Genomic DNA, 26,546 nt, shown 5'->3' with positions numbered 1-26,546 from the left:
GGCAAATCCGTTTTGTTGAGGTTTTACATGATCCGTACCGGTATCTCGTTCCTGGCACTGTCGCTCGCCACCGTGGCAATGCCGAGCGTCGCACAGACGGCAGCACCCGCATCAGCCGCAGCGCTAACCGCCGCGGATGCGGACGCGTTCATCGCTGCATCGGAAAAGACGCTGTACGACTTCGGCATCCAGTCGAGCCAGGTGAACTGGGTCAATGCGACCTACATCACCGACGACACCGACGCGATCGCCGCGCGGATCAATGCCGAGGGTACCGAATTGTCGGTCAAGCTGGCACTGGAAGCGGCCAAGTATGACAAGGTAGCCGGCCTGTCGTTCGACACGCGGCGCAAGCTGGACCTGCTGCGCGGCGGCATCACGCTGCCCGCGCCGACCACGCCCGGCGCGGCGACGGAATTGTCGACGCTGGTGACCAAGATGTCCTCCTCCTACGGCAAGGGCAAGGGCACGCTGGACGGCAAGCCGATCAACGGCAGCGACATCGAAGCGGCAATGGGCACCGAACGCGATCCGGCCAAGCTGAAGGAGATGTGGGTCAGCTGGCACGACAATGTCGGTGCGCCGATGCGCACGGATTATGCCCGCACGGTCGAGATCGCCAACCAGGGTGCCGCCGAGCTCGGTTATGCCGATACCGGCGCGATGTGGCGATCGGGTTATGACATGGATCCCGCCGCATTCGCCAAGCTGACCGATCGCCTCTGGGGCGAGGTCGAGCCGCTCTACAAGTCGCTGCACACCTATGTGCGGTGGAAGCTGAACGTGAAATACGGCGATGCGGTGCAGTCGAAGACCGGCCCGATCCGCAGCGACCTGCTGGGCAATATGTGGGCGCAGGAATGGGGCAACATCTACGACATCGTCGCGCCCAAGGGTGCTGGCGACCTGGGCTTCGACACGACGGAGTTGCTGAAGGCGAAGGGCTATGATCCGGTCAAGATGGTGAAGGCGGGCGAGGGCTTCTATTCCTCGCTCGGCTTCGCGCCGTTGCCCGAGACCTTCTGGGCGCGCTCGCAGATCACCAAGCCGGCCGACCGCGAGGTGATCTGCCACGCCTCGGCCTGGGATCTCGACAACAAGGACGATATCCGCGTCAAGATGTGCACCAAGGTGAATGGCGACGATTTCGTCACTATCCACCATGAATTGGGCCACAATTATTATCAGCGCGCCTACAAGAACCAGTCACCCGCCTATCTGAGCGGCGCCAATGACGGTTTCCACGAGGCGATTGGCGATTTCGTCGCGCTGTCGATCACGCCCGATTATCTCGTGCAGATCGGCCTGCTCGATCAATCCAGGGTGCCTAGCGCGGACAAGGATGTCGGCCTGTTGCTGCGCCAGGCGATGGACAAGGTGGCGTTCCTGCCGTTCGGCCTGCTGATCGATAAATGGCGCTGGGGGGTGTTCTCAGGCGAGATCAAGCCGACCGGTTATGAAGCGGGCTGGGATGCGCTGCGCCTCAAGTATCAAGGCATCGTGCCGCCCGTGGCGCGGGACGAGACCAGGTTCGATCCGGGCGCCAAGTATCACGTGCCGGCAAGCGTACCATACACGCGCTATTTCCTGGCGCGGCTGCTGCAGTTCCAGTTCTACCAGGCGGCGTGTAAGCAGGCCGGGTGGAAGGGGCCGCTGCATCGCTGCTCGTTCTACGGCAACAAGGAAGTCGGCGCGAAGCTGAACGCTATGTTGGAAATGGGCCAGTCCAAGCCCTGGCCAGACGCGCTGGAGAAGTTCACCGGCAGCCGTGAAATGTCCGGCAAGGCAATGGTCGCTTATTTCGCGCCGCTCAAGAAGTGGCTGGATATGCAAAACAAGGGGAAACCTAGCGGCTGGTAAGGGCTGACCGCCTAAATATCCTCTCATCTACTGTTCCCCGGCGAAGGCCGGGGCCCAGGCGGACAGGTCGCTGTGACGAAGCGCTTCTTAAGACAATCAGGTTCCGCAACTGGGCCCCGGCCTTCGCCGGGGAACAAGTTGAGCCACTCTCACCCAGGAATGGTACCCTCATCGGCAATGCCAGCCTCGAACGATGCCGAGGAGTCAGTGCCGTCCGCCTGATGCGCCTTCTCACCCTCGTGCGGCGTGAACGGGGTGTCCACCGGCGTGCTGCCGCGTAGCGCCAGCAGGCCTGCGGTCACTGCCGCACCGACGCCGCCAACCACGGCGGCAATGCCCCATTTCCGCCCCTTGCTCGTGGCAGCGCTCGTGGCAGGTGCCTTGGTGCTGGCGTTCCGCTTGGCTGCAGGCTTCCTGGCTGCCGTCGCCGGCTTCGCAGCAGCGGAGTTCGTGACGGTGTTGCGCGGTGTCGCAGGCTTGCGCGCGGGGGCCTTGGCCGCTCCGGTGGCTGGCGCCTTGCGCGTCGTCTTGCGCGGCGTTGCGGGCTTGCGGGGAGCGGGAGGCTGGGTGCCGTCGGTCGGATTCTTGGGCGGGGTGGCCATAGGATGACTCCTGAAGTCGTTGAGCTAGCGTAACGCACAACTCCGGAACGGTTTCCCTAAGGGCGATCCTGCCCGCGCCTAGGTCACCGGAAGGGCGGCTCGTTGAACGCGCGCAGCTTGCGGCTGTGCAGCTTGGCGCCTTCGCGACGCAGCTCCTCGCACGTCTCGATGCCGATCCGCATATGCTCGTTGATCGCCCGTTCGTAGAAGCGGTTGGCCTGGCCCGGCAGCTTCAATTCGCCGTGCAGCGGCTTGTCCGACACGCACAGCAAGGTGCCGTAGGGCACGCGGAAGCGATAGCCCTGGGCGGCGATGGTGGCGGATTCCATGTCGATCCCGACCGCGCGGCTGAGCGAAAAGCGCAGTGCCGACTTCGAGTAGCGTAGTTCCCAATTGCGATCGTCGGTGGTGACGATCGTGCCGGTGCGCAGGCGACGCTTGAGCTCGTCACCCGACTGGCCGGAGATCGTCTCCGCCGCACGCGCCATGGCGACCTGGACTTCGGCGATCGCGGGCACCGGAATCTCCGGCGGCAGCACGTCGTCGAGCACGTGATCGTCGCGCAGATAGGCGTGCGCGAGGACGTAGTCGCCGATCCGCTGGCTCGGGCGCAGGCCGCCGCAATGGCCGATCATCAGCCAAGCCTCTGGGCGCAGCACCGCCAAGTGATCGGTGATCGTCTTGGCGTTGGACGGGCCGACGCCGATATTGACCAATGTGATCCCGGTGCGATCGTCCGCCATCAGGTGATAGGCCGGCATCTGGTGCCGCCGCCAAGCGCTGTCACTGACGATCTTGTCGGCATCGTCGCCATGGTGGATCATGATCCCGCCCGCGCCGGACAGGCCGGTGAAGCGGCTGGGATTGCCATCCGCATCTGGGCCGAGTTGCCCCGCCGCCCAGCGGACGAACTCGTCGACATAGCGGTGATAGTTGGTGAACAGCACGAAGCGCTGCGAATGTTCGGCGGGCGTGCCCATGTAATGCCGCAGACGCGCGAGGCTGAAATCGGTCCGCAGGCCATCGAAAAGGGCCAACGGCCGTGTTTCGTCACTGGCGACCCACAGCCCGTCGGCAATCTCGTCGCCAATATTGGCCAGTTCGGTGGCCGGGAAGAACCGCGCTAGATCGGCAGCGGAGATTTCGTCCAGGCTGAGCGCATGGCCAGGATCGAGCACGTAGGGGAAGGGGATTTCCTGCCGCCCCTCCACCGCTTGCACTTCGACGTCGTAATCCTCGATCAGCAGGGTCAGCTGCTCGATCAGATAGTCGGCGAAAATTGCCGGCTTGGTCACGCTGATCTTGTATTCGCCCTCGGTACCGAGGCGACCAAACGAGCGCATGGGTGCGGGGCGATCGTTGCCGCCGCGATAGGTCAGCCGTATTTCGGGATAAGCAAAGCTGCCGTCACGACGACAGGCGGGGTCCGGTATAGTTCCGTTCGCGATAAAATCAGTCAGCGCGGCCTGCAGCCGTTCGACCGAGGCGCAATATAGGGTGTCGAGTTCGGCGACGATGTCGGCGGCAGTTGTCATCTGCTGTCGCTAAGCCACCTTCGTGACGCTGGCAAGACGGGGGCAGTCAGCAAGCAGCACGCACGAAGGGCGCGCTCTCGGGTAAGAACGCGCCCCCTAATCTGCTCTGCCGATTACGACTTTTTCGAGTTCGTCTTGGATGCCGTCTTGGGCTTGGCATCTGCCTCGAGCAGCTTGCTGACACCGAACGCAGCACCGGCAACGGCTGCCGCAGCACCAGCGGCAATCGCCGCCGCTGCTACAGGGTTGTTCTTGGCGGCTTCCACGGTCGAACCGAAGGCGGAGGTGACAGCCTCGGTGGCGGTCTGAACCGCCGCCGTCACCGTCTCTTGGGTCTGCTCGAGCACCGTCTTGTCGGTCGCGGTGTCGTTGTTGGTGTTTGCGGTGGTGTCGTTCATGACGGGCTCCTTGGAGATTGTTCGTTGCGTAAACGCAACCAGACGCCCCGCGTTCCAATCCCGTGTCAGATTTCGCTCAGCAGATGTTCCGCCGACGACACGTTGAATTCGCCTGGGGCTTCGACGTTCAACTGCCTGACCACGCCGTCCTCGACCAGCATCGAGTAACGCTGGCTGCGCTTGCCCATGCCGAACTTCGATCCGTCCATCGTCAGCCCGATTGCCTCGGCGAAGTCGCCATTGCCATCGGCCAGCATGGTGATGTCGCCCGCATCTGCGCTCTTGGCCCAGGCATCCATGACGAACGCGTCGTTGACCGAGGTGAAGGCGATCTCGTCCACGCCCTTGGCTTTCAGTTCATCGGCCTTGTCGACGAAGCTGGGGAGGTGTCGCGCGGAGCAGGTCGGCGTGAACGCGCCGGGCACGGCGACCAGTACGATCTTGCGGCCCTTGAAGAATTCGTCGGAGCTGACTTGGTCAGGACCGCTGGCGGTGACCTTGGTGAGGGTGGTGGTGGGAATACGGTCGCCGACGCTAATCGTCATCATTCAATCTCCTGCCGTCGCACAAGAGCGCGACCTCATCCCTAACTCGTATCAACTGATACTGATTTCAAGCATGGCGAGCCGTCGCGTGCGCCGTTACAATCGCAAGTCATGGAAAGCGCGCGATATCTCACCGGCCAGTTTCTGCTCGCCATGCCCGGGATCGGCGATCCCCGGTTCGAGCGTGCGGCTATCGCCGTGTGCGCGCATGACGAGCAGGGTGCGGTCGGGATCGGGCTGGGTACCGTCATTAACGGGCTCGGGCTGCACACGCTGCTTGAACAGTTCGCGATCGATCCTGGTGCGGCACCGAACGCGCCGGTGCATCTGGGCGGTCCGGTCGAGCCGCGCCGCGGCTTCGTGATCCATTCGACCGACTGGGGCGGGCAGGACACGATCGATGTCGCCGGGCGCTGGGCGATGTCCGGCACGATTGATGTATTGCGGGCGATTGCCGAGGGCGCCGGACCGAGCCGCTTCGTCGTCGCACTGGGCTATGCCGCGTGGGGCGACGGGCAGCTTGACGAGGAATTGACGCGACACGGCTGGTTCAACGTCAACGGTGACCTGGCATTGTTGTACGACACGCCCGCGAGCGAGCGCTGGGAGCGGGGCTTTGCCGAAGCAGGGGTGGATGCGCGCCTGTTGGCAAGCGGTGCAGGGACGGCCTAGGCAACATATAAAGACATCTTTATATTTGATTTTCAGCCGTGCCAGGCGTAAGGCGCGGCATCCATTCGTTTGACCGGAGATACCCTGTGGCCACCGCCCCTGTGCTCGACACCCAAGATTATGTCGTCGCCGACATCAGCCTCGCCGATTTCGGTCGCGCCGAGATCAACATCGCCGAGACCGAAATGCCGGGTCTGATGTCGCTCCGTTCGGAGTTCGGCCCGTCGCAGCCGCTGAAGGGCGCGCGGATCACCGGCTCGCTGCACATGACGATCCAGACTGCCGTGCTGATCGAGACGCTGACCGCCTTGGGCGCGGATGTGCGCTGGGCGACCTGCAACATCTTCTCGACCCAGGACCACGCCGCCGCCGCTATCGCTGCGACCGGCGTGCCAGTGTTCGCGATCAAGGGCGAAAGCCTGGCCGATTATTGGGATTATGTCGGCGACATCTTCAACTGGGGCGCTGATACGGACGGCCAGACCGCCAATATCATCCTTGACGACGGTGGCGACGCGACGATGTTCGCTTTGTGGGGCGCCAAGCTCGAAGCTGGCGCGACGCTCGGCGAGCCGGAGAATGACGAGGAAGTCGAGTTCCAGCGCGCGCTGAAGGCGTTCGTCGCCAAGTATCCGGGCTACCTGACCGAGACGGTCAAGAACCTGAAGGGCGTTTCGGAAGAGACAACGACCGGCGTGCACCGCCTGTACGAGATCGCGAAGAAGGGCGAGCTGCCGTTCCCGGCGATCAACGTCAACGACTCGGTGACCAAGTCGAAGTTCGACAACCTGTACGGTTGCAAGGAGTCGCTGGTCGACGCGATCCGTCGCGCCACCGACGTGATGCTCGCCGGCAAGGTCGCGGTCGTCGCCGGCTTCGGTGACGTCGGCAAGGGCTCGGCCCAGTCGCTGCGCAATGGTGGCGCGCGCGTGATGGTCACCGAGGTCGATCCGATCTGCGCTCTGCAGGCGGCGATGGAAGGCTTCGAAGTCGTTACGATGGAAGAGGCCGTCACTCGCGCCGACATCTTCGTGACCGCGACCGGCAATGCCGATGTCATCACCGCCGATCACATCAAGGCGATGAAGCCGATGTCGATCGTCTGCAACATCGGACACTTCGACAGCGAGATCCAGATCTCGGCTTTGTCCAACTATGAGTGGACCGAAGTGAAGCCGGGCACCGATCTGGTGAAGTTCCCGGACGGCAAGCAGATCATCATCCTCGCCAAGGGCCGCCTGGTGAACCTGGGCTGCGCAACCGGTCACCCGTCATTCGTGATGTCGGCCAGCTTCACCAACCAGACGCTGGCGCAGATCGAGCTCTTCACCAAGGGCGAGAACTACAAGAACGAAGTGTACGTCCTGCCCAAGCATCTCGACGAAAAGGTCGCCGCGCTGCATCTCGAAAAGCTCGGCGTAAAGCTGTCGCAGCTGACGCCGAAGCAGGCCGGATACATCGGCGTGCCGGTCGAGGGGCCGTTCAAGCCGGATCATTACCGCTACTGATCGAGCTACAATTTAGATGCAGAGGGGCGGCCGAAAGGCTGCCCCTCTTTTGTTGCCTACTATGACTGTTGCACCGGTGCAACACGAATTCCTTTTTGGTTTCAGAGGGTTGATTGTACGTCAGCAATAATGTCCTGATTTTGTCATATTATTCGGCTGACAAGGGCAGGACACATGATCAAGCTAAATTGGCGTCTCGGTACTGCGGCTCTGGCATTGGCGACGGCCATGATGTCGACGCCTGCGCTAGCGCAGCAGCAGGCGCTGCCAGGTGCCGAAGGTAACCTCCCGACCCCATCTGAGCCCTCGGCGCAGGCGAACCCTGCGTCTGCAGACGGCAGCACCGATGGCGATATTGTCGTAACTGGCTCTCGCATCCGCCGACCAGACTTTGATACACCAAGCCCAGTCGTGTCGCTCGGTGCGGCGAGCATTCAGCAGTCGGGTACGACCAACCTGACCGAATTCCTCACCGGCTTCCCAGCCCTGCAGGGGTCGTCGACGTCTGCGGACAATTCGGGCAGCCGTGCGGGCATCGGTGGTACGGGTCTCAACTTGCTCGACCTCCGCAATCTGGGGACAGAGCGCACGTTGACGCTGGTCGATGGTCGCCGGCACGTCGCTTCGGTGCCCGGTAGCCAGGCCGTCGATATCAACACCATTCCTGTCGACCTGGTGGAGCGCGTCGATGTGCTTACCGGCGGTGCTTCCGCAGTTTATGGTGCTGACGCGGTGACTGGCGTCGTCAATTTCGTGCTGAAGAAGAATTTCGAAGGCATTTCTGCTCGCGGCCAAGCCGGCATTTCTGAACAGGGCGATTCCGGCAAGCGCTTGATCAGCGTGACGGCTGGCAAGAACTTCGCTGGGGGTCGCGGCAACATCGCGGTCGCGTACGAATACGGCGAAGAAAGCCGGTTGGAATCGCGTGATCGGGATCGGCTAGTGGGCAGCAACCTGACCGGCTTCTATCGTAATCCCGCCGATCCTGAATTCCAGTCGGGCTATTCCGGCGGCGCGAGCAACGGCATCCCTGATCGCATTCCTACGCGGGATATCCGCTACAACGATACCGCGCGCGAAGGTGGGATCGACGTCACTGGCGATGGTGCGCCGGACTATATCGTCAACGGCGCGGGCCAATTGGTACCGTTCGACATCGGCACCGTCGTGCAACCCGGTTACTCGACCGGTGGCAATGGCACGCGCATTGCTGATTACCAGAATGACCTGTTGCCGCAGATCAAGCGCCACGTGGTCAACGTATTGGGCCATTTCGATGTCTCGCCGGCACTGACTGTGTTCGTCGAAGGCAAATATGCCAACAGCAAGACGTTCTCGCTCGGGCAGCCGTCGTTCGACTATTACCTGCAGATCGCCGACGACAACCCCTACCTCCCCGCAGCGCTTGCCGGGAATGGCGGCGTGTTGGTGACGCGCGACAATTTCGACATCGGGCAGCGTGGCGAAACCATCGAGCGCGAGACCTTCCGCACCGTCGTGGGTGCGCGCGGCGACGTGAGCGACCACGCCAAGTACGAGATCTCGTACGTGTTCGGCCAAACCAACGTGACCAACAATTACGTCAACGACGTCTATGACGACCGCTTCCTGTACGCCATCGATGCCGTGCGGAATCCGGCGAATGGCCAGACTACCTGCCGCATCAATGTCGATCCGACTGCGGTCATCGACCAGCCCTATGTCGATCCTACCACAGGCCGTTACACGGGTGCGCCGGCGACGTTCCGGCCGGGCGAGTGCGTGCCGTTCAACCTGTTCGGCGACAACGTCGCGAGCGCGGCCGCGTTCGACTTCGTGCGTGCGAACACCCAGGATCGCTCGCGTATTCGCCAGCACGTCGTCAGCGGGTCGTTGAGCGGTGATTTCGGACAATTCTTCCGGCTGCCCGGCGGCCCGGTCGGCTTCGCCGTGGGTGCCGAATACCGCAAGGAACAGAGCAGCTTCACACCCGATCCAATCGCCGCGCAGGGGCTGACCTTCACCAATGCACTGGGCCGAGACAAGGGCTCGTTCGACGTCAAGGAAGTGTTCGGCGAACTCAACGTCCCACTGCTCCGCGACATGCCTTTCGCCCATCGACTAGAATTTGGTGCGGCTGCGCGAGTCTCCGACTACTCGACCATCGGACGGACCACGACGTGGAAGGTGGACGGCACGTGGGCACCAGTGCGCGACATCACGTTCAACGGCACCTACTCCAAGGCTGTGCGTGCACCCAACATCGGTGAGTTGTTCGGCGCGTTGTCGCAGACGTTCCAGTTCATTACCGACCCTTGCGATCGTACGGAGATACAGAACGGTACGCAGTATCGTGCTGCCAATTGCCAAGCGCTGCTTGGCGGACTCGGTGTTGCAAACCCTGCGACCTATGTCGACGCGCGGAGTGCCAACATTTCGGGCTTCAGCGGCGGCAATCGCGATCTGAGCGAAGAAGAGGCGACGACCTGGACGGCAGGCGCAGTGGTGCAGCCACGCTTCCTGCCCGGCCTTACGCTTCGCGCGGATTGGTACGACATCAAGCTGAAGAACGCAATCAACACAGTGGCGCCGGAGCAGGTGGCCCAATTGTGCGTCGATCAGCCGACGTTGCAGAACGCATTCTGCGGACTCATCACGCGTACGCCGACGGAGACAAGCACAGCGGACGTAGGCAACATCACGAGCTTCACGGTTCTGCCGCAGAACGTTGCAAGCTTTGCGACATCCGGACTGGACGTCAACTTCAGCTATCGACTGGATGCTGGGTCGGTCGGTCTCTTCAACCTGCGCGTTATTGGTAATTACCTGAACAAGCTGGAGTTCTTCGGCACCCCGGGTGCAGACGCCACTGATAGCCGTGGTGAGCAGCGGGCGCCGAAGTATACCGTAAACACCGATCTCACGTGGCAATTGGGCAAACTCACACTGAACTATGGCCTGTCCTGGTTCGACAAGACGCTGCGCTATAGCAACCAGACGGTAGCCGGGAACCCTGATATCGTTGCTCCCGAGTACCTGAAGATGAAAGCGCTGTGGCAGCACGATCTCTACGCCAGCGTCGATGTGTCTGACCGGTTTCAGTTCTTCGGCGGCGTGAACAACGCGTTTGGCCAGAAGCCGGAACTCGGTTCCGACAACACTTATCCTGTGTCGTCGATCGGGCGTTACATCTTTGCCGGTGCACGGGTGAAGCTGCCCACCTTCTGAGCCTAAACGTCAGTCATGAAGGGGCTCAGCCGCTTTGAGCCCCTTCCTGCATCGCTTGATCAACTTTCTTTGCGATATTACGGTCGACCGGTTTCGCGATACCTCCTGACCGTAGTCGAGGGCTCTCTTCGCGCTCTTCGGCTGACGGAATTTAGGGAAGCGGTTCCAGCTATCGTGCGTCCCACCCAACGGCTATGGCAGTCAGCTGGGCCGGAGGGGCGACCGTGATCGAAGTTTCAGCGGGCGAGGGTGTTACAGCGGGTGTTTGCCTCGCCGTATTTATCGTCGGTACCGTTTACACGCTCTATATTGGGCTGCGGGCGCGGCGCGGCGCTGTCGATATTGTGGGACGCAATGCCCGGCTGGGCGCCTTGCTCTCATCCTCTCCCGCACTGGCGATGGTCGTGCGTACCGACGGGCGGGTCGAATTGTCCGAGCGGCTGGCCGATTGGTTCGGGCTGTCGCCCGTGCCGCGCTATGTCGGCGATCTGTCGAACGGTGCGGCTGGGTTGTCGGCAACCGACATGGCGCTGCTGAGCGAGGATCTCGCGGCGGCGCAAAAGGCGGGGCGGCCATTCGCGCGCCGGGTCAAGGTGCAGGGGTCGGAGCGATCGCTGATGATTCATGGTGCTCGCGCACCGCTCGGGCTGCAGGCACCCGGCGGCGTGGTGTTGTGGGTGCTCGATGCGACCGACAGCCATGCCGAAATCGCGCAATTGTCGGAAGAGAGCAGCGCGGCGCGGACGGCGTTCCAGGCGCTGACCGGGCTGATCGAGGCGGCACCCTTGCCGATGTGGTATCGTGGGCCGGACATGCGGCTGGCCATGGTCAATTCGGCCTATGTCGCGGCGGTTGAGGGGACCGATGCCGAGGAGGTGGTGCGGCGCGGCCTGGAACTCGTCGAGGGATCGGGAAAGGGCGGCGCGCTCACCGGGGCGGTGCTGGCGCGCGACCTGCGGGTGCCGCAGACGCAGGTGATGCCAGCGACGATCCGCGGCTCCAGGCGCATGCTGCGCGTGCATGATGTGCCACTGCCGACCGGCGGCGTGGCGGGTTATGCAGTGGATATCGAGGATCTCGAACAGGCGCGCAGTGGTATCAAGCGGTTTGGCGAGGCCCAGCGCGCGATGCTCGACCGGCTGTCCGCCGGCGTCGTGCAGTTTGCCGCGGACCGCACGCTCGTATTCTGCAACCAGCCGTTTCGCCGAATGTTCGCGATGAAGAACGAGTGGCTCTCGGATCGGCCGGAGTTCGAACGCGTTCTGGAACGGATGCGCGAGGCCAATCGGGTGCCCGAGGTGCGCGACTTTCCCGGCTGGAAGGCGGAGCGGCGCGACTGGTTTCTCGCGGCGGGCGGCGCGATCGAGGAGAATTGGTCGATCCCCGGCGGCGTTCATTTGCGTGTCGTGGCGCAGCCATTGCCCGACGGCGGGCTGCTGCTGATCTTCGAGGATCGTACCGAGCAGGTGCAGCTGGCCAGCGCGCGCGATACGCTGCTGCGCGTGCGCACCGCGACGTTCGACAATCTGTACGAAGCGATCGGCGTGTTCGCCGCAGATGGCCGGCTGCAGATCTGGAACAACAAGTTCCGCGCGCTGTGGGATTTCGAGGAGGCGTTTCTCGCCACTCACCCGCGTGTCGACGCGCTATCCGATGCCGCGGCGGGCAAGCTCGCCAACCCGGCACGTGCGGTGCTGATCGGCGAGCTGGTCCGCGCCGCGACGGTCGAGCGGCAGCAGCGGAGCGGCCGGGTGGCCTTTACCGACGGTCGGCACTTCGAATTCGCCGCCGTGCCGCTGCCCGATGGCAACGGGCTGTTCACGATGCTCGACATCTCCGACAGCCGGCGGATCGAGCGCGCGCTGCGCGACCGCAACGATGCGCTGGAGGCGGCGGACCGCGTGAAGACGGCGTTCGTGGCGAATATGAGCTACGAGCTGCGCACGCCGCTCACCTCGATCAGCGGCTTCGCCGAGATGTTGAGCGGCGGGTATGCCGGCAAGTTGAGCGCCACGGGTACGGACTATGTCGAGTCGATCCTGGAATCCGTCCAGCGCCTCAGCATGCTGGTCGACGAGGTGCTCGATCTGACGCAGAACGAGGCGCAGCCGCCGGTACTAGCGACCGCAGAGGTCGATCTGAACCGCGTCGTGCAAGCCGCCGCCGCAGCAGTCGCGCCAGCGGCAAAGCGCCGAAGGCAGGATCTGGCGATCGAGATATTGCCGTCGGCGGGTCGCATCGTCGGTGATGCGGAGCGCTTGCGCCAGGTAGTCGAGCATCTGCTGCGTCATGCCGTAGCGGGCACGCCGGAGGGTGGCCGCATCCTGCTGCACGCCGATGGATCGGCAGCGGCGGCGCGGATCGTGGTGTCGGACGATGGCGCGGGTATGAGCGAGGCGGCCGTCGCCCGCGCCTTCGATCGTTTCGAGCAGGGCAGCGAAGTACGCGGCGACGAGCGCGCGTTGAGCCTGGGTCTGCCGCTCGCCAAGCAGTTCGTGGAAGCGCATCGCGGCACGATCGAGCTGGTCTCCACGCCGGGCGAGGGAACGTTGATCACCGTGGCGCTGCCGCGGCGATGATCGTGCTGGCGAATGCCCAGGCGAGCGAGACGCTCGGCGCCGATCTCGCGGCGCTTGCGGTGGCGGGCGACGTCATCACCCTGGCCGGGCCATTGGGGGCGGGCAAGACGAGCATCGCACGCGGGCTCCTCGCGGCGTTGGGCTTGGCGGGCGAGGCGCCTAGTCCCAGCTTCGCGATCGTCCAGCCTTATGCGCCGCCCGAGGTGCGCCTGCCGGTGCTGCACGTCGATCTGTACCGCATCGGCGACCCCGACGAGTTGAAGGAGCTTGGGCTGGAGGAGGCGGCGTCGGACTCGCTGTTGATCGTCGAATGGCCCAAACGGGCGCCGGAATACTGGCCCGCGGCACTCGCCCTGACGCTGGAGATCCTGCCGGATGGGACGCGCGGCTTGACAGCCGAGGTCCCGGCGGCATGGAAGGCGCGATGGCCGCAGACATGATTCCGCCCGCCGGGGCAGCAGATTTCCTATCCGTTCAGGGCTGGGGCGGGGCGGTCCTGATACCGGTGGCGGGGGACGCCTCGTTCCGGCGCTATTTCCGTGCCGTGCAGGGTGGCCGCAACGCCATCCTGATGGATGCGCCGCCACCGCACGAGGATCCCCGGCCGTTCATCGCCGTGGCGCAGTGGCTCGCCGAGCGCGGGTTTGCGGCGCCGGCGATCCACGGCGTCGATCTCGACCAGGGCCTGGTGCTGATCGAGGATTTCGGTGACCAAAGGATGCGCGAGACGCTGGATGCCGAGCCGGCGCGCACCCGGCAGCTGTACGAGACGGCGATCGACATTCTGGTGCGGCTGCGGGGGCATGCGCCATCGGACGTACCGCCTTATGACAAAGCGGTGCTGCTCCGCGAGGCCAATTTGCTGACCGAATGGTATTGCCCGGCGGTGGGGATCGCGCCCGACACGGCCGGCTACACCGCGGCATGGGACGCGGTGTTCGACGTGGCCGTCGAGGGGCCGCAGGTGACCGTGCTGCGCGATTACCATGCCGAGAACCTGATGCTGATCGACATGAATGGCAGCGAGGCGCTTGGCCTGCTCGATTTCCAGGACGCGCTGGCCGGGCACCCGGCCTACGATCTGGTATCGCTGCTGCAGGATGCCAGGCGCGATGTCGCGCCCGATCTGGAGGCGGAAATGCTGGCACGGTACCGCGACATCACCGGCGCCGACGAGCGGTTCGACGCGGCGTATCACGTGCTCGGCGCGCAGCGGAATGCGAAGATCATCGGCATCTTCACGCGGCTGTGGAGGCGCGATGGCAAGACCCGCTATCCCACTTTGTGCCCCCGTGTGTGGGGCTATCTGGAACACGATCTCGCGCATCCCGCCCTCGCACCGGTCAAGGCATGGTTCGATATCAACATCCCGGCCGAGCGCCGCGGCGATCCGATGGCGTTGTCGGCATGAAGACGCTGGCGATCCGCCCCGACCCCGGCGGCAACGTGCCCGAAACGGCGATGGTGATGGCCGCGGGCCTGGGCAAACGCATGCGTCCGCTCACCGCGACGCGGCCCAAGCCGCTGGTCGAGGTAGCGGGACGGCCGCTGATCGACCATGTGTTCGATCGCTTGCGCAGCGCCGGCGTCAAGCGCGCCGTCGTCAACGTGCATTACATGGCCGACGCGCTGGAGGCGCATCTCGCCGCGCGGGTGAAGGGCATCGATCTGGTCGTGTCCGACGAGCGCCGTGCGCTGATGGAGACGGGCGGCGGGATCGTGCAGGCGCGCGACCTGATCGGCGGCGCGCCGTTCCTGGTGATCAATTCGGACAATCTGTGGATCGACGGGCCGACCGACGCGATCCGCGCGCTGGCGGCGCGGTGGGACGATGCGACGATGGATGCGCTGCTGCTGCTGGTGCCACTGGCGCAGGCGCATTGCCATGCCGGGCAGGGCGACTTCCGGATCGATCCGAACGGCCGGATCGTCGGGCGGCGCGTGCCGGGCAAGCCTGCCCCGTTCGTCTATACCGGCGTGCAGATCTTGTCGCCGCGGGTGATCGCCGATTGGCCGGAGGGGCCGTTCTCGACGATGCTGTTCTGGGAACGGGCGATCGCCGCGGGGCGCGCCTACGGGCTGGTGCACCAGGGGCTCTGGTTCGATGTCGGCACGCCGGGGGCGATCCCGCAGGTCGAGGCGATGCTGGCGGATGGCTGAGCGCGGCAAGCCGGCGCTCTTCACGATCCCGGCCCATCGGGCGTTTGCGGATGCCCTGGCCACCGGCTTGATCCGGCGGGCGGGCGGGGACCGCATGCGCCTTGCGCGCGGACTGGTGCTGCTGCCCAACAATCGCGCCAAGCGCGCGGTGACCGACGCCTTCGTGCGCGCGAGCGAGGGTGGGCTGCTGTTGCCGCGATTGGTGGCGATCGGCGATCCCGAGCTCGACGAGGCAGTGGGCTCGGCGATCGACCCAGCCGCCGGCGACGACACCGTGCCGCCCGCGGTGCCGCCGCTCCAGCGACGTATGATCCTGGCCCGCCTGGTTGCCGAGGAACGTGCCAAGGCCGGGCAACCGGTCGATGCGGCGGAGGCGGTACGGCTGGCGGGGGAACTCGCCCGGACGCTAGACCAGTTGCTGGTCGAGGAGGTGCGCCCAAGCCGCCTGCGCGAACTGGAATTGACCGAGGAATTGTCGAGCCACTGGCAGAAGTCTCTGGCGCTGTTCGGGATCGTGCTCGATCGCTGGCCCGGCGAATTGCAGCGGCTCGGCCGGATCGATCTGGCGACGCGGCGGGCATTGCTGCTCGATCGGCTGGCGGCAAGATGGCGGGTGGCGCCTCCCGATGGCTTTGTCTGCGCCGCCGGGGTGATCGACAGCGCGCCGTCGGTGGCGCGGCTGTTGCGCTGCGTGTCGGAACTCCCCGAGGGGATGGTGGTGCTGGCCGATCTGGCGACGGGCATGGACGACGACGAATGGGCGGCGCTCGGGCCCCATGCGCCCGACCCGGTCACTGCCCGGCGCAAGCGCTCGATCGAGACGCATCCGCAATTCCACCTGAAGCTGCTGCTGGAGCGGATGAGCGTCAACCGCGCCGAGTTCGCCACCTGGCGCGGCGGCAGCGATCATGACGCGACCGTCGACCGCGGCCGCGCCGTCGCCAATGCGCTGGCGCCGGCTGCATTCACCGGCAAGTGGACGACGCTGGAAGCGGACCAAAGGCGCCTGGCAGGCATCGCCGCAGCCGAGCTGGCGACGCCGGCCGAAGAGGCGCAGGCGATCGCGCTCGCCTTGCGCCAGGTACTGGAGACCGAACGGCGGACGGCCGCCCTCGTCACGCCGGATCGCGGCCTGGCGCGGCGCGTGGCGGCGCATATGCGGCGCTGGAACATCGAGATCGACGATACGGCTGGACGGCCGCTGTCGATCCTGCCGCCCGGCACCTTGCTGACCGCGCTGGCCGAGGCCGCGGTGCAGCGCTTCGCGCCCCTGGCGCTGCTGGCGCTGATCAAGCATCCGCTGGTGCAGACCGGCGCGCCGCGCGCGGCCTGGCTGGAAGGCGCACGAAGCCTCGACCGGGTGATGCGCGGGCCACGCCCGGCCGCCGGGCTCGCGGGCATCGATGCGCATCTTTCTCCTCCCCTCAATGGAAGGGAGGGGCCGGGGGTGGGGGCTGAGACTCAGGACCGTTCCGCACAGGACCAACCCACCCCCGGCGCCTCCCTTTCAGGGAGGGGGGCAAGATCGGCCGCAGCGGCCGCTTGGTGGCCCCAGGCCCGCGCGCTGCTCGCACCGGTCGAAGCGCTGTTCGCCGGGGGGGCGCAACCGCTGCCGGCGATGATCGCCGCGCTGCGCGAGACGGCGCAGACCTTGTGCGGCGATGAATTGTGGTCCGGCCCGGCCGGACGCGCGGCGGCGGAATTGCTGTCCGAACTGGAAGTGCAGGCAGCCGCCGGTCCAGCACTGGTCGAGCCGGAGAGCCTCGCGCCATTGCTCAAGACGCTGATGGACGAGGTGGCCGTACGGTTGCAGCAAGGCCGCCATCCGCGCCTGGCCATTTACGGTCTGATCGAGGCGCGGCTGCAGACCGCCGATCTGATGATTCTGGGCGGATTGAACGAAGGGACATGGCCGGGGCAACCGGCGCCCGACCCGTGGCTGGCGCCGCGCATCCGCAGCGAATTGGGCCTGCCCGGGCTGGAGCGACGCGTGGGGCTCGCCGCGCATGATCTGGCGGGTGCCCTCGGCGCACCGAACGCGCTGATGACGCGGGCGCGGCGGGATGCGAAATCGCCGGCGATCGCCTCGCGTTTCTGGTTGCGGTTGCAGGCCCTGGCCGCCGAGCGGTTCGATCGTGCACGCGATCTGGAAGGATGGACGCGCGCGCTGGACGATACCGGCGAGCATGTGCCGGCCGAGCATCCCCGGCCGTCGCCGCCGGCGGAGTTGCGACCGACGCGTATCGCGGTGACCGATGTCGATCGCCTGAAGGCCGATCCGTACGCGTTCTACGCCAAGCGCATCCTGCGGCTGGCGGCACTCGACCCGGTCGATGCCGATCCCAGCGCGGCGTGGCGCGGGACGGCGGTGCACGATGTGCTGGAAGCCTGGGCGCGCGAGGACAAGTGCGACCCCGCCGCGCTCCGGCCGCGCGCGCTGGCCATGCTGGCGGACGAGCGCACGCACCCGATGATGCGCGCCTTGTGGCAGCCGCGCCTGATGGAGGCGATCGACTGGATCTCCGCCAAGATCATCGAGGGCGCGGAGAGCGGGCGCAGCGTGCTGGCGGTCGAGCAGGAGGGGAAGATGTCGATCGCGGGGGTAACGCTCACCGGTAAGTTCGACCGTATCGATCGTATGCCGGGAGGCGGGCTGGCGGTGATCGATTACAAGACCGGGCAGCCGCCATCGGCCGCGGCGTTGCGGGCGGGGTTCAGCCTGCAACTCGGGTTGCTCGGGCTGATCGCGGAATATGGCGGGTATGACGGGATCAAGGGGACGGCCACCGCGTTCGAATATTGGTCGCTCGGGCGCAAGGGCGACGGTTTCGGCTATGTCACGACGCCGGTCGATCCCGTAGGCAAGCGCGACCGCATCCCGACCGCGGAATTCACGCAGACCGCCGCGCACCATTTTGCCGAAGCGGCCCGCGCATGGCTGACCGGCGATGCGCCGTTCGAGGCCAAGCTGCATCCGGAATTCGCGCCGTATGCCGAGTATGACCAATTGATGCGGCTCGATGAATGGTATGGCCGTGAGCGGCGGTAACCGTCCGCTGCCGCGGCTGATCGGTGCGCAAGCGCGGGCCAGCGCCCCCGATGCGCATGTCTGGCTATCGGCGTCGGCGGGCACGGGCAAGACGCAGGTGCTGGCGGCGCGCGTGTTTCGGCTGTTGCTGCGCGGTACCGATCCGGGCGCGATCCTGTGCCTGACCTTCACCAAGGCGGGCGCGGCCGAGATGGCAGGGCGGATCAGCCAGCGGCTGGCGGCATGGGTGCGCATGCCGCGACCGGCGTTGTTCAGCGACCTGGAAGCGCTGGGCGAGGCGCCGGATGATACGATGGTGGCTGCTGCCCGCACCTTGTTCGCCAAGGTGCTGGATGCGCCGGGCGGCGGCATCCGTATCCAGACGATCCATGGCTTCTGCCAGGGATTGCTCGCGGCCTTCCCGATCGAAGCGGGGCTGGTGCCGGGGTTCCGACCGCTGGAAGCGCGCGAGGAATCGCTGCTGGCGCGCGAGGCGCTGGCCGAGATGCTGGTCGCCGCCAGCGAGCGGGACATCGCGATCGTCGGCGCGCTGAGCCTGCGGTTGGGCGAAGGCGAGGCGGAGAATTTCCTGCGCGCTTGTGCGCGAGCGCCCGATGCGATGGCGGCGCTGCCGAGCGAGATCGGGCCGTTCCTGCGTGGCGCGATGGACTTGCCGCTGGGCGACATCGACGAAGAGATTGCCGGCGCGTGCGACGATTGCGCATTCGATCACGAGACGCTCGATGCGGTCGGCGGGTTCAATGCCGCGTGGGGCACGAAGGGTGGCGTGGAGCGCGCCGGCCTGGTGTCGGCCTGGCTGGATCGCGCGCCGGCCGAGCGCGCCGCGACACTGCACGATTTGCACAAGGTGTGGGCCAAGGCGGATGGTGACGTGCGCTCCTTCGGCAAGGGGCAGGCGCCGCAGCATCCCGACTATGCCGAGCTGGCCGGCGGCCTCTACGAAACTTGCGCGGCGTTGCTCTCGATGCGGACCCGTGCGGCCTATGCCGATCTGCTGGCCGACGCGCTGTCGGTAGGGCGCGATTATGCCGCGGCCTATGCCCTGGCCAAGCGGCGTATGGGGGCGGTCGATTTCGACGACCTGATCCGTGCGACCGTTGATCTGTTTGATCAGCCGGGCATGGGCGAGTGGATCCGCTACAAGCTCGACCAGGTGACAGAGCATGTGCTGATCGACGAGGCACAGGACACCAATGCGCACCAATGGCGCATCGTCCGCGCGCTCGCCGACGAGTTCTTCGCCGGACAGGGAGCGCATGCCCCGAACACGCGCACCTTGTTCACGGTCGGCGACCAGAAGCAGGCGATCTTCGGCTTCCAGGGCACCGATCCACGCAATTTCGAAGCGGCGGAGCTGTATTTCAGCCGGCGTGCGGAAGAGGCGCTGGGCGACGACGCAACGTCGCCCGAGGAGCGCGGCTTGCCGATGGCCCAGTTGTCGCTGACCCAGTCGTTCCGCTCGACCCGGCCGGTGCTGGAGTTCGTCGATGCCGTGATCGAGGCGATCGGTGCACCGGCGATGGGCGCGGCCGAGGTCGATACGCATGCCAGCGAAGTGCCGGGCCCGGGTGCGGTGGAATTGTGGCCGCCGGTGGTGACCGGCGGATCGGACGAGGAGGCCGAGGGCTGGGTGCCCGATGCCACGCGTGCGCTGGCCGCCAATATCGCGCGTCAGGTAAAGGCGTGGCTGTACGGGCCTACCCCGCTGATGCTGGACAGCAAGGGCCGTGCGCTCCGACCCGAGGACGTGATGATCCTGGTCAAGCGGCGCGGGGAGCTCGCCTCCCTGGTCGTGGCGCGGCTCTATGCCGAGCGCGTGCCAGTGGCGGGGGTGGACCGGCTGCGGCTGAACGCGCCGCTTTCGGTGCAGGATCTGCTCGCCGCGATCCGCTTCGTGCTGCAGCCCGGCGACGATCTGTCGCTCGCATCCTTGCTGGTCTCGCCGCTGATCGGCTGGACACAGGACGAGCTGATGGCGGCGGCACCGCGCGGTTCGGGCAGCCTGTGGCAGCATCTGTCGCGCACGCAGCCGCGCGAGCGGCTCGCCCCGCTGCTGCAAATCTTGTCGCGCGCCGACATTGCGACGCCATATCGCTTCCTCGAGGAGATGCTGTCCGGGCCGCTCGGCGGGCGGCGCAAGCTGCTGCGGCGGCTGGGACAGGAGGCGCGCGATCCGATCGAGGAATTGCTCAACGCCGCGCTCGATTTCGAAAGCGCCTCGACCCCGTCGCTGCAGCGCTTCCTCGACTGGTTCGATCGCGGCGACGTGGAGATCGTGCGCGATCCGTCGGCGCCGCTCGATGCCGTCCGCGTGATGACCGCGCATGGTGCCAAGGGGCTGCAGGCGCCGCTGGTGATCCTGGCCGATGCCACTGCCGATCCGACGCGCACCCCCGCGCGCGTGCTGAAATGGGCGCCGGAGGGCGTGGAGCTGCCCTTCCCGATCTTCCGTCCCCGCGGCGCCGAACGCGGCGGTACGCTGGGCGAGGTCATCGAGGCGGCGGAACGGCGCGAGTTGGAAGAGCATTGGCGGCTGTTCTACGTCGCGGCGACGCGGGCCGAAGAGCGGCTGGTGATCGCAGGTGCGCTCGGGCCGATGGCCAAAGGCGTGCCGCCGGAGCAGAGCTGGTACGCAGCCGCTGACCACGCCTTTACCGCCTTGCAGATCGACCCGGCCGAGGACGTCCGCACGTTCGGCGGGCGCGAGCGGCAGAAGCCGGTCGCATTGCAACGCGGGCCCGCCGAGACGAGCGCGGCAGCGGAGGCGGTGCCGGACTGGGCTCGCCGCGACGCTCCCGAGGAAGCTCGCCCGCCGCGGCCCCTGGCGCCGTCCTCACTTGGCGACGACGCGGTGGCGGATCCGCCGCCATCGCCCGCCATGCGTGCTGCAGCAGAGCGCGGGCGGCTGATCCACGCGCTGTTCGAACGTTTGCCGGCGGTGCCGGTGGAGGAGCGCGCGGCGGCGGCGGAGCGCTGGTTGGCCGGCGCTGGTGGCGTGGCGGATGCCACGGTGCGCGCGGAGATCGCCGCCACGGTAGTCGCGGTGCTCGCCGACCCTGCGCATGCCGACCTGTTTGGGCCGCAGTCGCTGGCCGAGGCGCCGATCGCCGCGGTGGTCGGCAATGGCGTCGTCGTATCGGGAACGGTCGATCGCCTGCTCGTGACCGACAGCCATGTCCGCGTGGTGGACTTCAAGACCGGCCGGCAGAGCCCCGCGGGGTTGGCGGACGTCCCGTCCTACCATCTGCGGCAGATGGCGGCCTATGTGCACGCGCTGGCGGTGATCTTCCCCGACCGGACGATCGAGGCGGCTTTGCTCTATACCTCGGGCCCGGTGCTGTTCGACCTGCCGGCCGCGCTGATCGAGGCGCACAAACCGGGCTTTGCCGACGTCTCGCCATAGCGCCGCTTCGCCCGTGGGGAGCAAAGCTTGCCCTCGCGCGCTTGAGGGTTGTGGCCCGCGTGCCTAGATTGGTGAAGACAAGGAGAATATCATGGCGACCAAGCAGATTACCGATACCAGCTGGGACAATGACGTGCTGAAGGCCGATGGCCCGGTGCTGGTCGATTTCTGGGCCGAATGGTGTGGCCCGTGCAAGATGATCGGGCCGAGCCTCGAAGAGATTTCCGAGGAACTAGGCGAGCAGGTGACGATCGCCAAGCTCAACATCGACGAGAATCCCGATGCGCCGGGCCGCTACGGCGTGCGCGGCATCCCGACGATGATCCTGTTCAAGGACGGCGTGCCTGCTGCGACCAAGGTCGGCGCCGAGCCCAAGGGCCGGATCAAGGCCTGGCTGGAAGGCGAACTGGCCTGAGTTGATTGGGCTTCTGCGCAGGCACGAGCCCAGGGTCGCAGGACGCCGTCTTTGCGACCCTGGGCTTCGGCGTTCGCGGGAGCACTGGCCGTTGCCTGATGCGGGCTAGCCTAGACCGGCCGTTCGCCCAAGGCAGTCCGGCTCCCTGATCGTCACCCCGGACTTGTTCCGGGGTCCACCGTGCAGCACGCTGTGCGTTCGAGGCACTATCCCCGTCGTAAGCGGCTTGGTGGACCCCGGACCAAGTCCGGGGTGACGATGGGGTTGATGCAAGCGCATTATGGACCACTGCATCCACAAACCACCGCGCAACGCGCCGTACCTGAGCGCGCGTCTTGCCCTACGACCGATAATCCGCGTTGATCGAGATGTAGCCGTGCGTCAGGTCGCAGGTCCACACCGTGGCACGGCCTTCGCCGAGCCCCAGCTCCACCCCGATCTCGACGTCGCTACCCTTCAGATGCGCCGCCACCGGTGCCTCGTCATATCCTTCCACCGCCAGCCCGCCTTCCGCCACTTGCGTCGCGCCGAAGCGGATGGCGAGCTTGTCGCGCTCTGCCGGTTCGCCGGCTTTGCCCACCGCCATGACGACGCGTCCCCAATTGGCGTCCTCGCCGGCGATGGCGGTCTTCACCAGTGGCGAATTGGCGACGGACATGGCGATGCGATGCGCGCTGCGGTCGCTCTCCGCGCCGTCGACATCGATGCGGATGAACTTGGTCGCCCCCTCGCCATCGCGCACGACGAGGTGCGCCAGTTGGCGGCATAGATCGGCAAGCGCCGCGGCAAAGGCATCTGCGCCGTCATTGTCCGACGAGGTCAGCGGCGTGTTGCCCGCGCGGCCCGTGGCGAAGGCAAGCACGGTGTCGCTGGTCGAGGTGTCGCTATCCACGGTGATGCACGAGAAGCTGGTGGCGTTTGCCGCGGCCAGGCACCCCTGCAGGAACGCGCCATCGACCGCCGCATCGGTGAAGATGAAGCCGAGCATCGTCGCCATGTCCGGCGCGATCATCCCCGAACCCTTGATGATGCCGACCAGGTTGATCGTCTTGCCATCGACGATCGCCGAGGTGGTGGCCGCCTTGGGGAAAGTGTCGGTCGTGCCGATCGTGTTGGTGGCGTCCTGCCAGCTGCATACGTCCGCGACGAATGCGGCATCCAGGCCGGCCTCGGCCTTGTCGATCGGCAGCGGCACGCCGATCACGCCCGTTGATGCGACATAGACGTCAGAGGGCTGGCAGCCGAGCGCTTGCGCCGTCCGCGCGGCGATCGCCTCGACCGCGCTACGCCCACGCGCGCCGGTAAAGGCGTTGGAGTTGCCCGCGTTCACCACCAGCGCGCGCGCATTGCCGAGCGTCAGCGCCTTGCGGCACCATTCTACTTCCGGCGACGGGCATTTGCTCTGCGTCAGCACGCCGGCGGCGGTGGTGCCCTCGGCGAACGTCACGAAGGTCAGGTCGCAGCGGTCCCAATTCTTGTACTGCGCGCGGGCGATGCGCGGCGTGACGCCGGCGATGGCCGGCAGCGTGGGAAAAAGCGAGGCAAGCGGGGAAATGGTCATGGCCATCCTCATAGATGGCGCGGGCGCCCACGCAAATAGTCAGCCGTCGGTACGCGCGTCGAATGCCGCGCGGCTTTTTTGAATACGCTCCAGATTTTCGGCCGCCCATTCCCAGACGCCACAGAACGCGCCGGCCAGGGTGTAACCGAGATCGGTCAGGCGATATTCCACCTTGGGCGGCACCACCGGGTGCACCGTGCGCACGATCAGCCCGTCGCGCTCCATCGCGCGCAGGGTCTGCGTCAGCATCTTCTGGCTGATCTTGCCGGTCAGCTGGCCCAATCGCGTGAACCGCAACTCGCCATGTTCCACCAGCACTTCCAGCACCAGCATGGTCCATTTGTCGGCAACGCGGCCGATCACGTCGGTGACGAGCGCATCGACCTCGGGATCGGCTTGCGGATAGCTCTCGAACGCGGCGACGGACATTGGTTTCCTCTTGGTGCGTATGGCACATTCCGGTGCCTACTTTCGGTCGGTAAGTGCCGCTCTATATCAGTGCTTACAGGCAATCACAGGAGCAGAAACGATGAACATCAGCGGCAACACCATTCTCATCACCGGCGGCGCATCGGGTATCGGGCGGGCACTCGCGGTGGCACTCCAGGCGGAGGGGAACGAGGTGATCGTCACCGGCCGGCGCGAAGCGGCGCTGAAGGAGACCGCCGCGGACAATCCGGGCATGCATTATGCCGTGCTCGATGTCGCCGATCCGCAGGCGATCACGAAGTTCGCAGCGCAGGTTACCGGGGATTATCCGGCACTCAACGTGGTGATCAACAATGCCGGCATTATGGTGGCGGAGGATCTGCTCGCCGAACCGTTCGATCTCGGCGTGGTCGAAGCCACCATCACCACGAACCTGCTGGGTCCGATCCGGCTGACGGCGGCGTTGCTCCCGCATCTCCGCCAGCAGCCGAGCGCCACGGTGATGACGGTGTCGTCCGGTTTGGCCTTCGTGCCGCTGGCCGCAACACCCACCTATAGCGCGACCAAGGCGGCGATCCATTCCTGGAGCCAGTCGCTGCGCCATCAACTGCGCGACACCAGCATCGACGTGATCGAAATCTCGCCGCCGGGCGTGGCGACCGATCTGATGCCGGGGCATGCGGAGAACCCGCAGTCGATGCCGCTGGATGCGTATATCGCCGAGACGGTGGCGCTGCTGAAGGCACATCCGACCGGGCCCGAGAATGGCGTCGAGCGCGTGCAGTTCCTGCGCACGGCGGAGGCGAGCGGGAATTACGACAGAGTCTTCGCGGCTGTGAACGGCTGACTTTTTGCCCCCCTCCCTTTCAGGGAGGGGGGCAGGTAATTGTCACCCCTGCGGCAAGATCAGATACTTCGCGCCCGTAGCGCGCCGATTATAGGCCGCGATGGTTGCGGGCTCGATCGCCAGCGCCAGCGTGATGCGGCTGGTATAGGTGCTGGCGAATGTCGTCTTCAGCTCGCGCGCGACCCGCGAGCGGAGCGCCGCCGTCTCCTCCTGCCCGACGCGCTGCATGAAATAGGTCAGCAGGAAGCCACCGATACCCCACGACATGCCGAAGCCGCGCGTGATCTCGGTCGCTGCGGTGTTGAGCCCGCCGTAGAGATAGACCTGCTTGTACTGCGTCGAGCCATAAGGGCCGTTTGCCTTTTGCGTCTTGAGCGCCGCCGCCTCCATCGCCGTCAGGATCTGTCCGGCAAGCCGTCCGCCGCCGATCGCATCGAACGCCAGGAAGGCCTGGGTCTCGGCGATCGCTTCGGTCAGTGCCTTCATGAAATCGGGCTGCGACGAATCGACCACGTGACGTGCGCCGAGTGACTTTAGCAGCGCGACCTGCTCTGCGCTGCGCACGATATTGACCAGCTCGATGCCTTCCGCGAGGCACAGCTTCACCAGCATCTGTCCCAGGTTGGAGGCGGCCGCGGTGTGGATCAGTGCCTTGTAACCGTCGAGCCGCATCGTGCCGACCATGGCCAGCGCGGTGAGCGGGTTGACGAAGGATGAGGCGGCTTCTTCGGCGGATGTGCCCTCCGGTACGACCATGCACGCACTTGCCTTGGCCACGCGATAGGTCGCGTACATGCCGCCACCCGCCAGCGCGACGGTTTTGCCGAGCAGGGCCTGCGCTGCGGGCGAGGAGCCTGCCTGGACGACCAGGCCTGCGCCTTCATTGCCGATCGGAATGGAGATACCCTTGCGCGCGGCGACGTGGCGCAGCATCGCCTCCGGGATTGCGGCAGACGCGCTGTCCTCCCCCGCTTCGAAGGCGTTGCTGTCGGCGACCGTCAGCATGACGCCTAGATCGGACGGATTGATCGGTGCGGCATCGACGCGGATCAGCACCTCGTCATCACCCGGTTCGTTCACGGGCACGGTGCGCATGGCGAGTTCGAGGCGGCCGTCTTCGGTGACGGTCGAGAACAGTTGCTTGGCATGCGTGGGGATCGTGTCGGTCAATTTTCTGCTCCATGCTGTGCCTGCTTGGTGCGGGCGTTTCTGTGTCCATGCGTATCGGCAGGCGAGCAGTTTGGCTAGCACGCCAGCGCGTCTTGCTCCCCGGCGAAGGCGGGGCCCAGTCGGGAAGGTCGACGTAATGGCGCGCGACGCTTACCAACCTACGTTCCTCAACTGGGCCCCGGCCTTCGCCGGGGAACTAGAAGGGGCAAGCCGCCCCAGTCGATTGCCTCTAGGCGAAGCCGCAGGCAGCAAGTATGTCCGGCCGGTTCGCGTTCAGCCTCCGGCAACACGTGACTGTCATAGGATGATACGTGCCGCTGTTACTGTTCCTCTCCGCCATGCTGAGCGCGCTGACCGGCGTCATCTCGGGCGTGCGCGTGGGCGAGGCGCAGTTCCATCAAAGCGCCGCGATGACCGGCGAGCAAGCCGCCAGTGCGGCGCTGGTTGCCGTACAGCGGCAACGCTCCTGGCTCGCGCTTGTCGTCCAGCCGACGGCGGCTGCAACGTCGCGCGTGTTGGTCGGCAATGCCGCTTTGGCGCTCGCCGCACCGATCCCGCTCTATCTGAGCAAATTGCGCCGGTAAGCGCCTGAGCGCGGGACCAACG

At 65.9% G+C, this 26,546-nt stretch carries 20 protein-coding genes; 13 read left to right on the top strand and 7 right to left on the bottom strand.

Translation table 11 applies throughout. The features are described from left to right. Window positions 1-27: 27 nt before the first annotated feature. Window positions 28-1,860 (top strand): M2 family metallopeptidase, encoded by a 1,833-nt coding sequence (locus NV382_RS05120; protein ID WP_260599448.1) that lies wholly within the window; start codon window positions 28-30, stop codon window positions 1,858-1,860. Window positions 1,861-2,009: 149 nt separating this feature from the next. Here NV382_RS05120 and NV382_RS05115 read toward each other — a convergent pair whose 3' ends face one another. The 4 genes from NV382_RS05115 to NV382_RS05100 form a co-directional block, all read right to left on the bottom strand. Next, a complete protein-coding gene (locus tag NV382_RS05115; RefSeq protein WP_260599447.1) occupies window positions 2,010-2,462 on the bottom strand; it encodes a hypothetical protein in 453 nt (150 codons plus the stop codon). Between the two features lie 83 nt (window positions 2,463-2,545). Beyond that, a complete protein-coding gene (locus tag NV382_RS05110; RefSeq protein WP_260599446.1) occupies window positions 2,546-3,997 on the bottom strand; it encodes an AMP nucleosidase in 1,452 nt (483 codons plus the stop codon). Window positions 3,998-4,110: 113 nt separating this feature from the next. Beyond that, window positions 4,111-4,395 (bottom strand): hypothetical protein, encoded by a 285-nt coding sequence (locus NV382_RS05105; protein ID WP_260599445.1) that lies wholly within the window; start codon window positions 4,393-4,395, stop codon window positions 4,111-4,113. Between the two features lie 65 nt (window positions 4,396-4,460). After that, the gene (locus NV382_RS05100; RefSeq protein WP_260599444.1) at window positions 4,461-4,940 is read right to left on the bottom strand and encodes a peroxiredoxin; all 480 of its coding nucleotides are present in this window, start codon (window positions 4,938-4,940) and stop codon (window positions 4,461-4,463) included. Window positions 4,941-5,051: 111 nt separating this feature from the next. Between NV382_RS05100 and NV382_RS05095 the strand changes: the two genes are divergently transcribed. The 10 genes from NV382_RS05095 (at window position 5,052) to trxA (ending at window position 21,933) form a co-directional block, all read left to right on the top strand. Continuing rightward, complete coding sequence (locus NV382_RS05095) at window positions 5,052-5,612, top strand: YqgE/AlgH family protein (protein WP_260599443.1); 561 nt, start codon at window positions 5,052-5,054, stop codon at window positions 5,610-5,612. Window positions 5,613-5,698: 86 nt separating this feature from the next. Next, on the top strand, window positions 5,699-7,120 hold the full coding sequence (ahcY, locus tag NV382_RS05090; RefSeq protein WP_260599442.1) for an adenosylhomocysteinase: 1,422 nt from the start codon (window positions 5,699-5,701) through the stop codon (window positions 7,118-7,120). A 411-nt stretch (window positions 7,121-7,531) separates the two neighbouring features. Then, on the top strand, window positions 7,532-10,327 hold the full coding sequence (locus tag NV382_RS05085) for a TonB-dependent receptor domain-containing protein (RefSeq protein WP_260599441.1): 2,796 nt from the start codon (window positions 7,532-7,534) through the stop codon (window positions 10,325-10,327). A 224-nt stretch (window positions 10,328-10,551) separates the two neighbouring features. Further along, complete coding sequence (locus NV382_RS05080; RefSeq protein WP_418066757.1) at window positions 10,552-12,906, top strand: sensor histidine kinase; 2,355 nt, start codon at window positions 10,552-10,554, stop codon at window positions 12,904-12,906. Next, window positions 12,903-13,346, top strand: a complete 444-nt coding sequence (gene tsaE / locus NV382_RS05075) for a tRNA (adenosine(37)-N6)-threonylcarbamoyltransferase complex ATPase subunit type 1 TsaE (protein WP_260599439.1) — start codon at window positions 12,903-12,905, stop codon at window positions 13,344-13,346. The genes NV382_RS05080 and tsaE overlap by 4 nt, the downstream gene beginning before the upstream one ends. After that, window positions 13,343-14,317: an aminoglycoside phosphotransferase family protein gene (locus tag NV382_RS05070; protein ID WP_260600312.1), complete on the top strand. Its 975-nt coding sequence runs from the start codon at window positions 13,343-13,345 to the stop codon at window positions 14,315-14,317. Before tsaE ends, NV382_RS05070 begins: the two co-directional genes overlap by 4 nt. Next, window positions 14,314-15,066 carry a nucleotidyltransferase family protein gene (locus NV382_RS05065; protein WP_260599438.1) on the top strand — a complete coding sequence of 251 codons (753 nt, stop codon included), beginning with the start codon at window positions 14,314-14,316 and terminating at the stop codon, window positions 15,064-15,066. The genes NV382_RS05070 and NV382_RS05065 overlap by 4 nt, the downstream gene beginning before the upstream one ends. Beyond that, a complete protein-coding gene (gene addB / locus NV382_RS05060) occupies window positions 15,059-18,115 on the top strand; it encodes a double-strand break repair protein AddB (protein ID WP_260599437.1) in 3,057 nt (1,018 codons plus the stop codon). Before NV382_RS05065 ends, addB begins: the two co-directional genes overlap by 8 nt. Continuing rightward, entirely contained in the window at window positions 18,096-21,518 is a 3,423-nt protein-coding gene (gene addA / locus NV382_RS05055) for a double-strand break repair helicase AddA (protein ID WP_260600311.1), read from the top strand. Before addB ends, addA begins: the two co-directional genes overlap by 20 nt. A gap of 91 nt (window positions 21,519-21,609) precedes the next feature. Further along, complete coding sequence (trxA, locus tag NV382_RS05050; protein ID WP_260599436.1) at window positions 21,610-21,933, top strand: thioredoxin TrxA; 324 nt, start codon at window positions 21,610-21,612, stop codon at window positions 21,931-21,933. A 340-nt stretch (window positions 21,934-22,273) separates the two neighbouring features. Here the strand turns inward: trxA and argJ are convergent, their stop codons facing one another. Beyond that, window positions 22,274-23,500: a bifunctional glutamate N-acetyltransferase/amino-acid acetyltransferase ArgJ gene (gene argJ, locus NV382_RS05045; protein WP_418066756.1), complete on the bottom strand. Its 1,227-nt coding sequence runs from the start codon at window positions 23,498-23,500 to the stop codon at window positions 22,274-22,276. A 33-nt stretch (window positions 23,501-23,533) separates the two neighbouring features. Next, on the bottom strand, window positions 23,534-23,923 hold the full coding sequence (locus tag NV382_RS05040; protein ID WP_260599434.1) for a winged helix-turn-helix transcriptional regulator: 390 nt from the start codon (window positions 23,921-23,923) through the stop codon (window positions 23,534-23,536). Between the two features lie 100 nt (window positions 23,924-24,023). Here NV382_RS05040 and NV382_RS05035 point away from each other — a divergent pair, with 100 nt between their 5' ends. Next, entirely contained in the window at window positions 24,024-24,770 is a 747-nt protein-coding gene (locus tag NV382_RS05035) for an SDR family oxidoreductase (protein ID WP_260599433.1), read from the top strand. Window positions 24,771-24,812: 42 nt separating this feature from the next. Here NV382_RS05035 and NV382_RS05030 read toward each other — a convergent pair whose 3' ends face one another. Next, window positions 24,813-25,940 (bottom strand): zinc-binding dehydrogenase, encoded by a 1,128-nt coding sequence (locus NV382_RS05030; RefSeq protein ID WP_260599432.1) that lies wholly within the window; start codon window positions 25,938-25,940, stop codon window positions 24,813-24,815. Window positions 25,941-26,251: 311 nt separating this feature from the next. On the opposite strand from NV382_RS05030, the gene NV382_RS05025 reads away from it, so the two are divergent. Beyond that, a complete protein-coding gene (locus tag NV382_RS05025; protein WP_260599431.1) occupies window positions 26,252-26,524 on the top strand; it encodes a hypothetical protein in 273 nt (90 codons plus the stop codon). Window positions 26,525-26,546: the final 22 nt, after the last annotated feature.

The organism is Sphingomonas endolithica, assembly GCF_025231525.1.
In the GTDB taxonomy this organism is placed as follows: Bacteria; Pseudomonadota; Alphaproteobacteria; order Sphingomonadales; family Sphingomonadaceae; genus Sphingomonas; species Sphingomonas endolithica.
This window is presented reverse-complemented; position numbering and strand designations above follow the sequence as displayed.

Coding starts and splice junctions, on each gene's coding strand:
- NV382_RS05065 (WP_260599438.1), top strand. CDS start 14,314: ATGAAGACGCTGGCGATCCGCCCCGACCCCGGCGGCAACGTGCCCGAA.
- addB (WP_260599437.1), top strand. CDS start 15,059: ATGGCTGAGCGCGGCAAGCCGGCGCTCTTCACGATCCCGGCCCATCGG.
- NV382_RS05070 (WP_260600312.1), top strand. CDS start 13,343: ATGATTCCGCCCGCCGGGGCAGCAGATTTCCTATCCGTTCAGGGCTGG.
- NV382_RS05035 (WP_260599433.1), top strand. CDS start 24,024: ATGAACATCAGCGGCAACACCATTCTCATCACCGGCGGCGCATCGGGT.
- NV382_RS05105 (WP_260599445.1), bottom strand. CDS start 4,395: ATGAACGACACCACCGCAAACACCAACAACGACACCGCGACCGACAAG.
- NV382_RS05110 (WP_260599446.1), bottom strand. CDS start 3,997: ATGACAACTGCCGCCGACATCGTCGCCGAACTCGACACCCTATATTGC.
- NV382_RS05100 (WP_260599444.1), bottom strand. CDS start 4,940: ATGACGATTAGCGTCGGCGACCGTATTCCCACCACCACCCTCACCAAG.
- NV382_RS05115 (WP_260599447.1), bottom strand. CDS start 2,462: ATGGCCACCCCGCCCAAGAATCCGACCGACGGCACCCAGCCTCCCGCT.
- argJ (WP_418066756.1), bottom strand. CDS start 23,500: ATGGCCATGACCATTTCCCCGCTTGCCTCGCTTTTTCCCACGCTGCCG.
- trxA (WP_260599436.1), top strand. CDS start 21,610: ATGGCGACCAAGCAGATTACCGATACCAGCTGGGACAATGACGTGCTG.
- NV382_RS05095 (WP_260599443.1), top strand. CDS start 5,052: ATGGAAAGCGCGCGATATCTCACCGGCCAGTTTCTGCTCGCCATGCCC.
- NV382_RS05120 (WP_260599448.1), top strand. CDS start 28: ATGATCCGTACCGGTATCTCGTTCCTGGCACTGTCGCTCGCCACCGTG.
- NV382_RS05040 (WP_260599434.1), bottom strand. CDS start 23,923: ATGTCCGTCGCCGCGTTCGAGAGCTATCCGCAAGCCGATCCCGAGGTC.
- addA (WP_260600311.1), top strand. CDS start 18,096: ATGGCCGTGAGCGGCGGTAACCGTCCGCTGCCGCGGCTGATCGGTGCG.
- tsaE (WP_260599439.1), top strand. CDS start 12,903: ATGATCGTGCTGGCGAATGCCCAGGCGAGCGAGACGCTCGGCGCCGAT.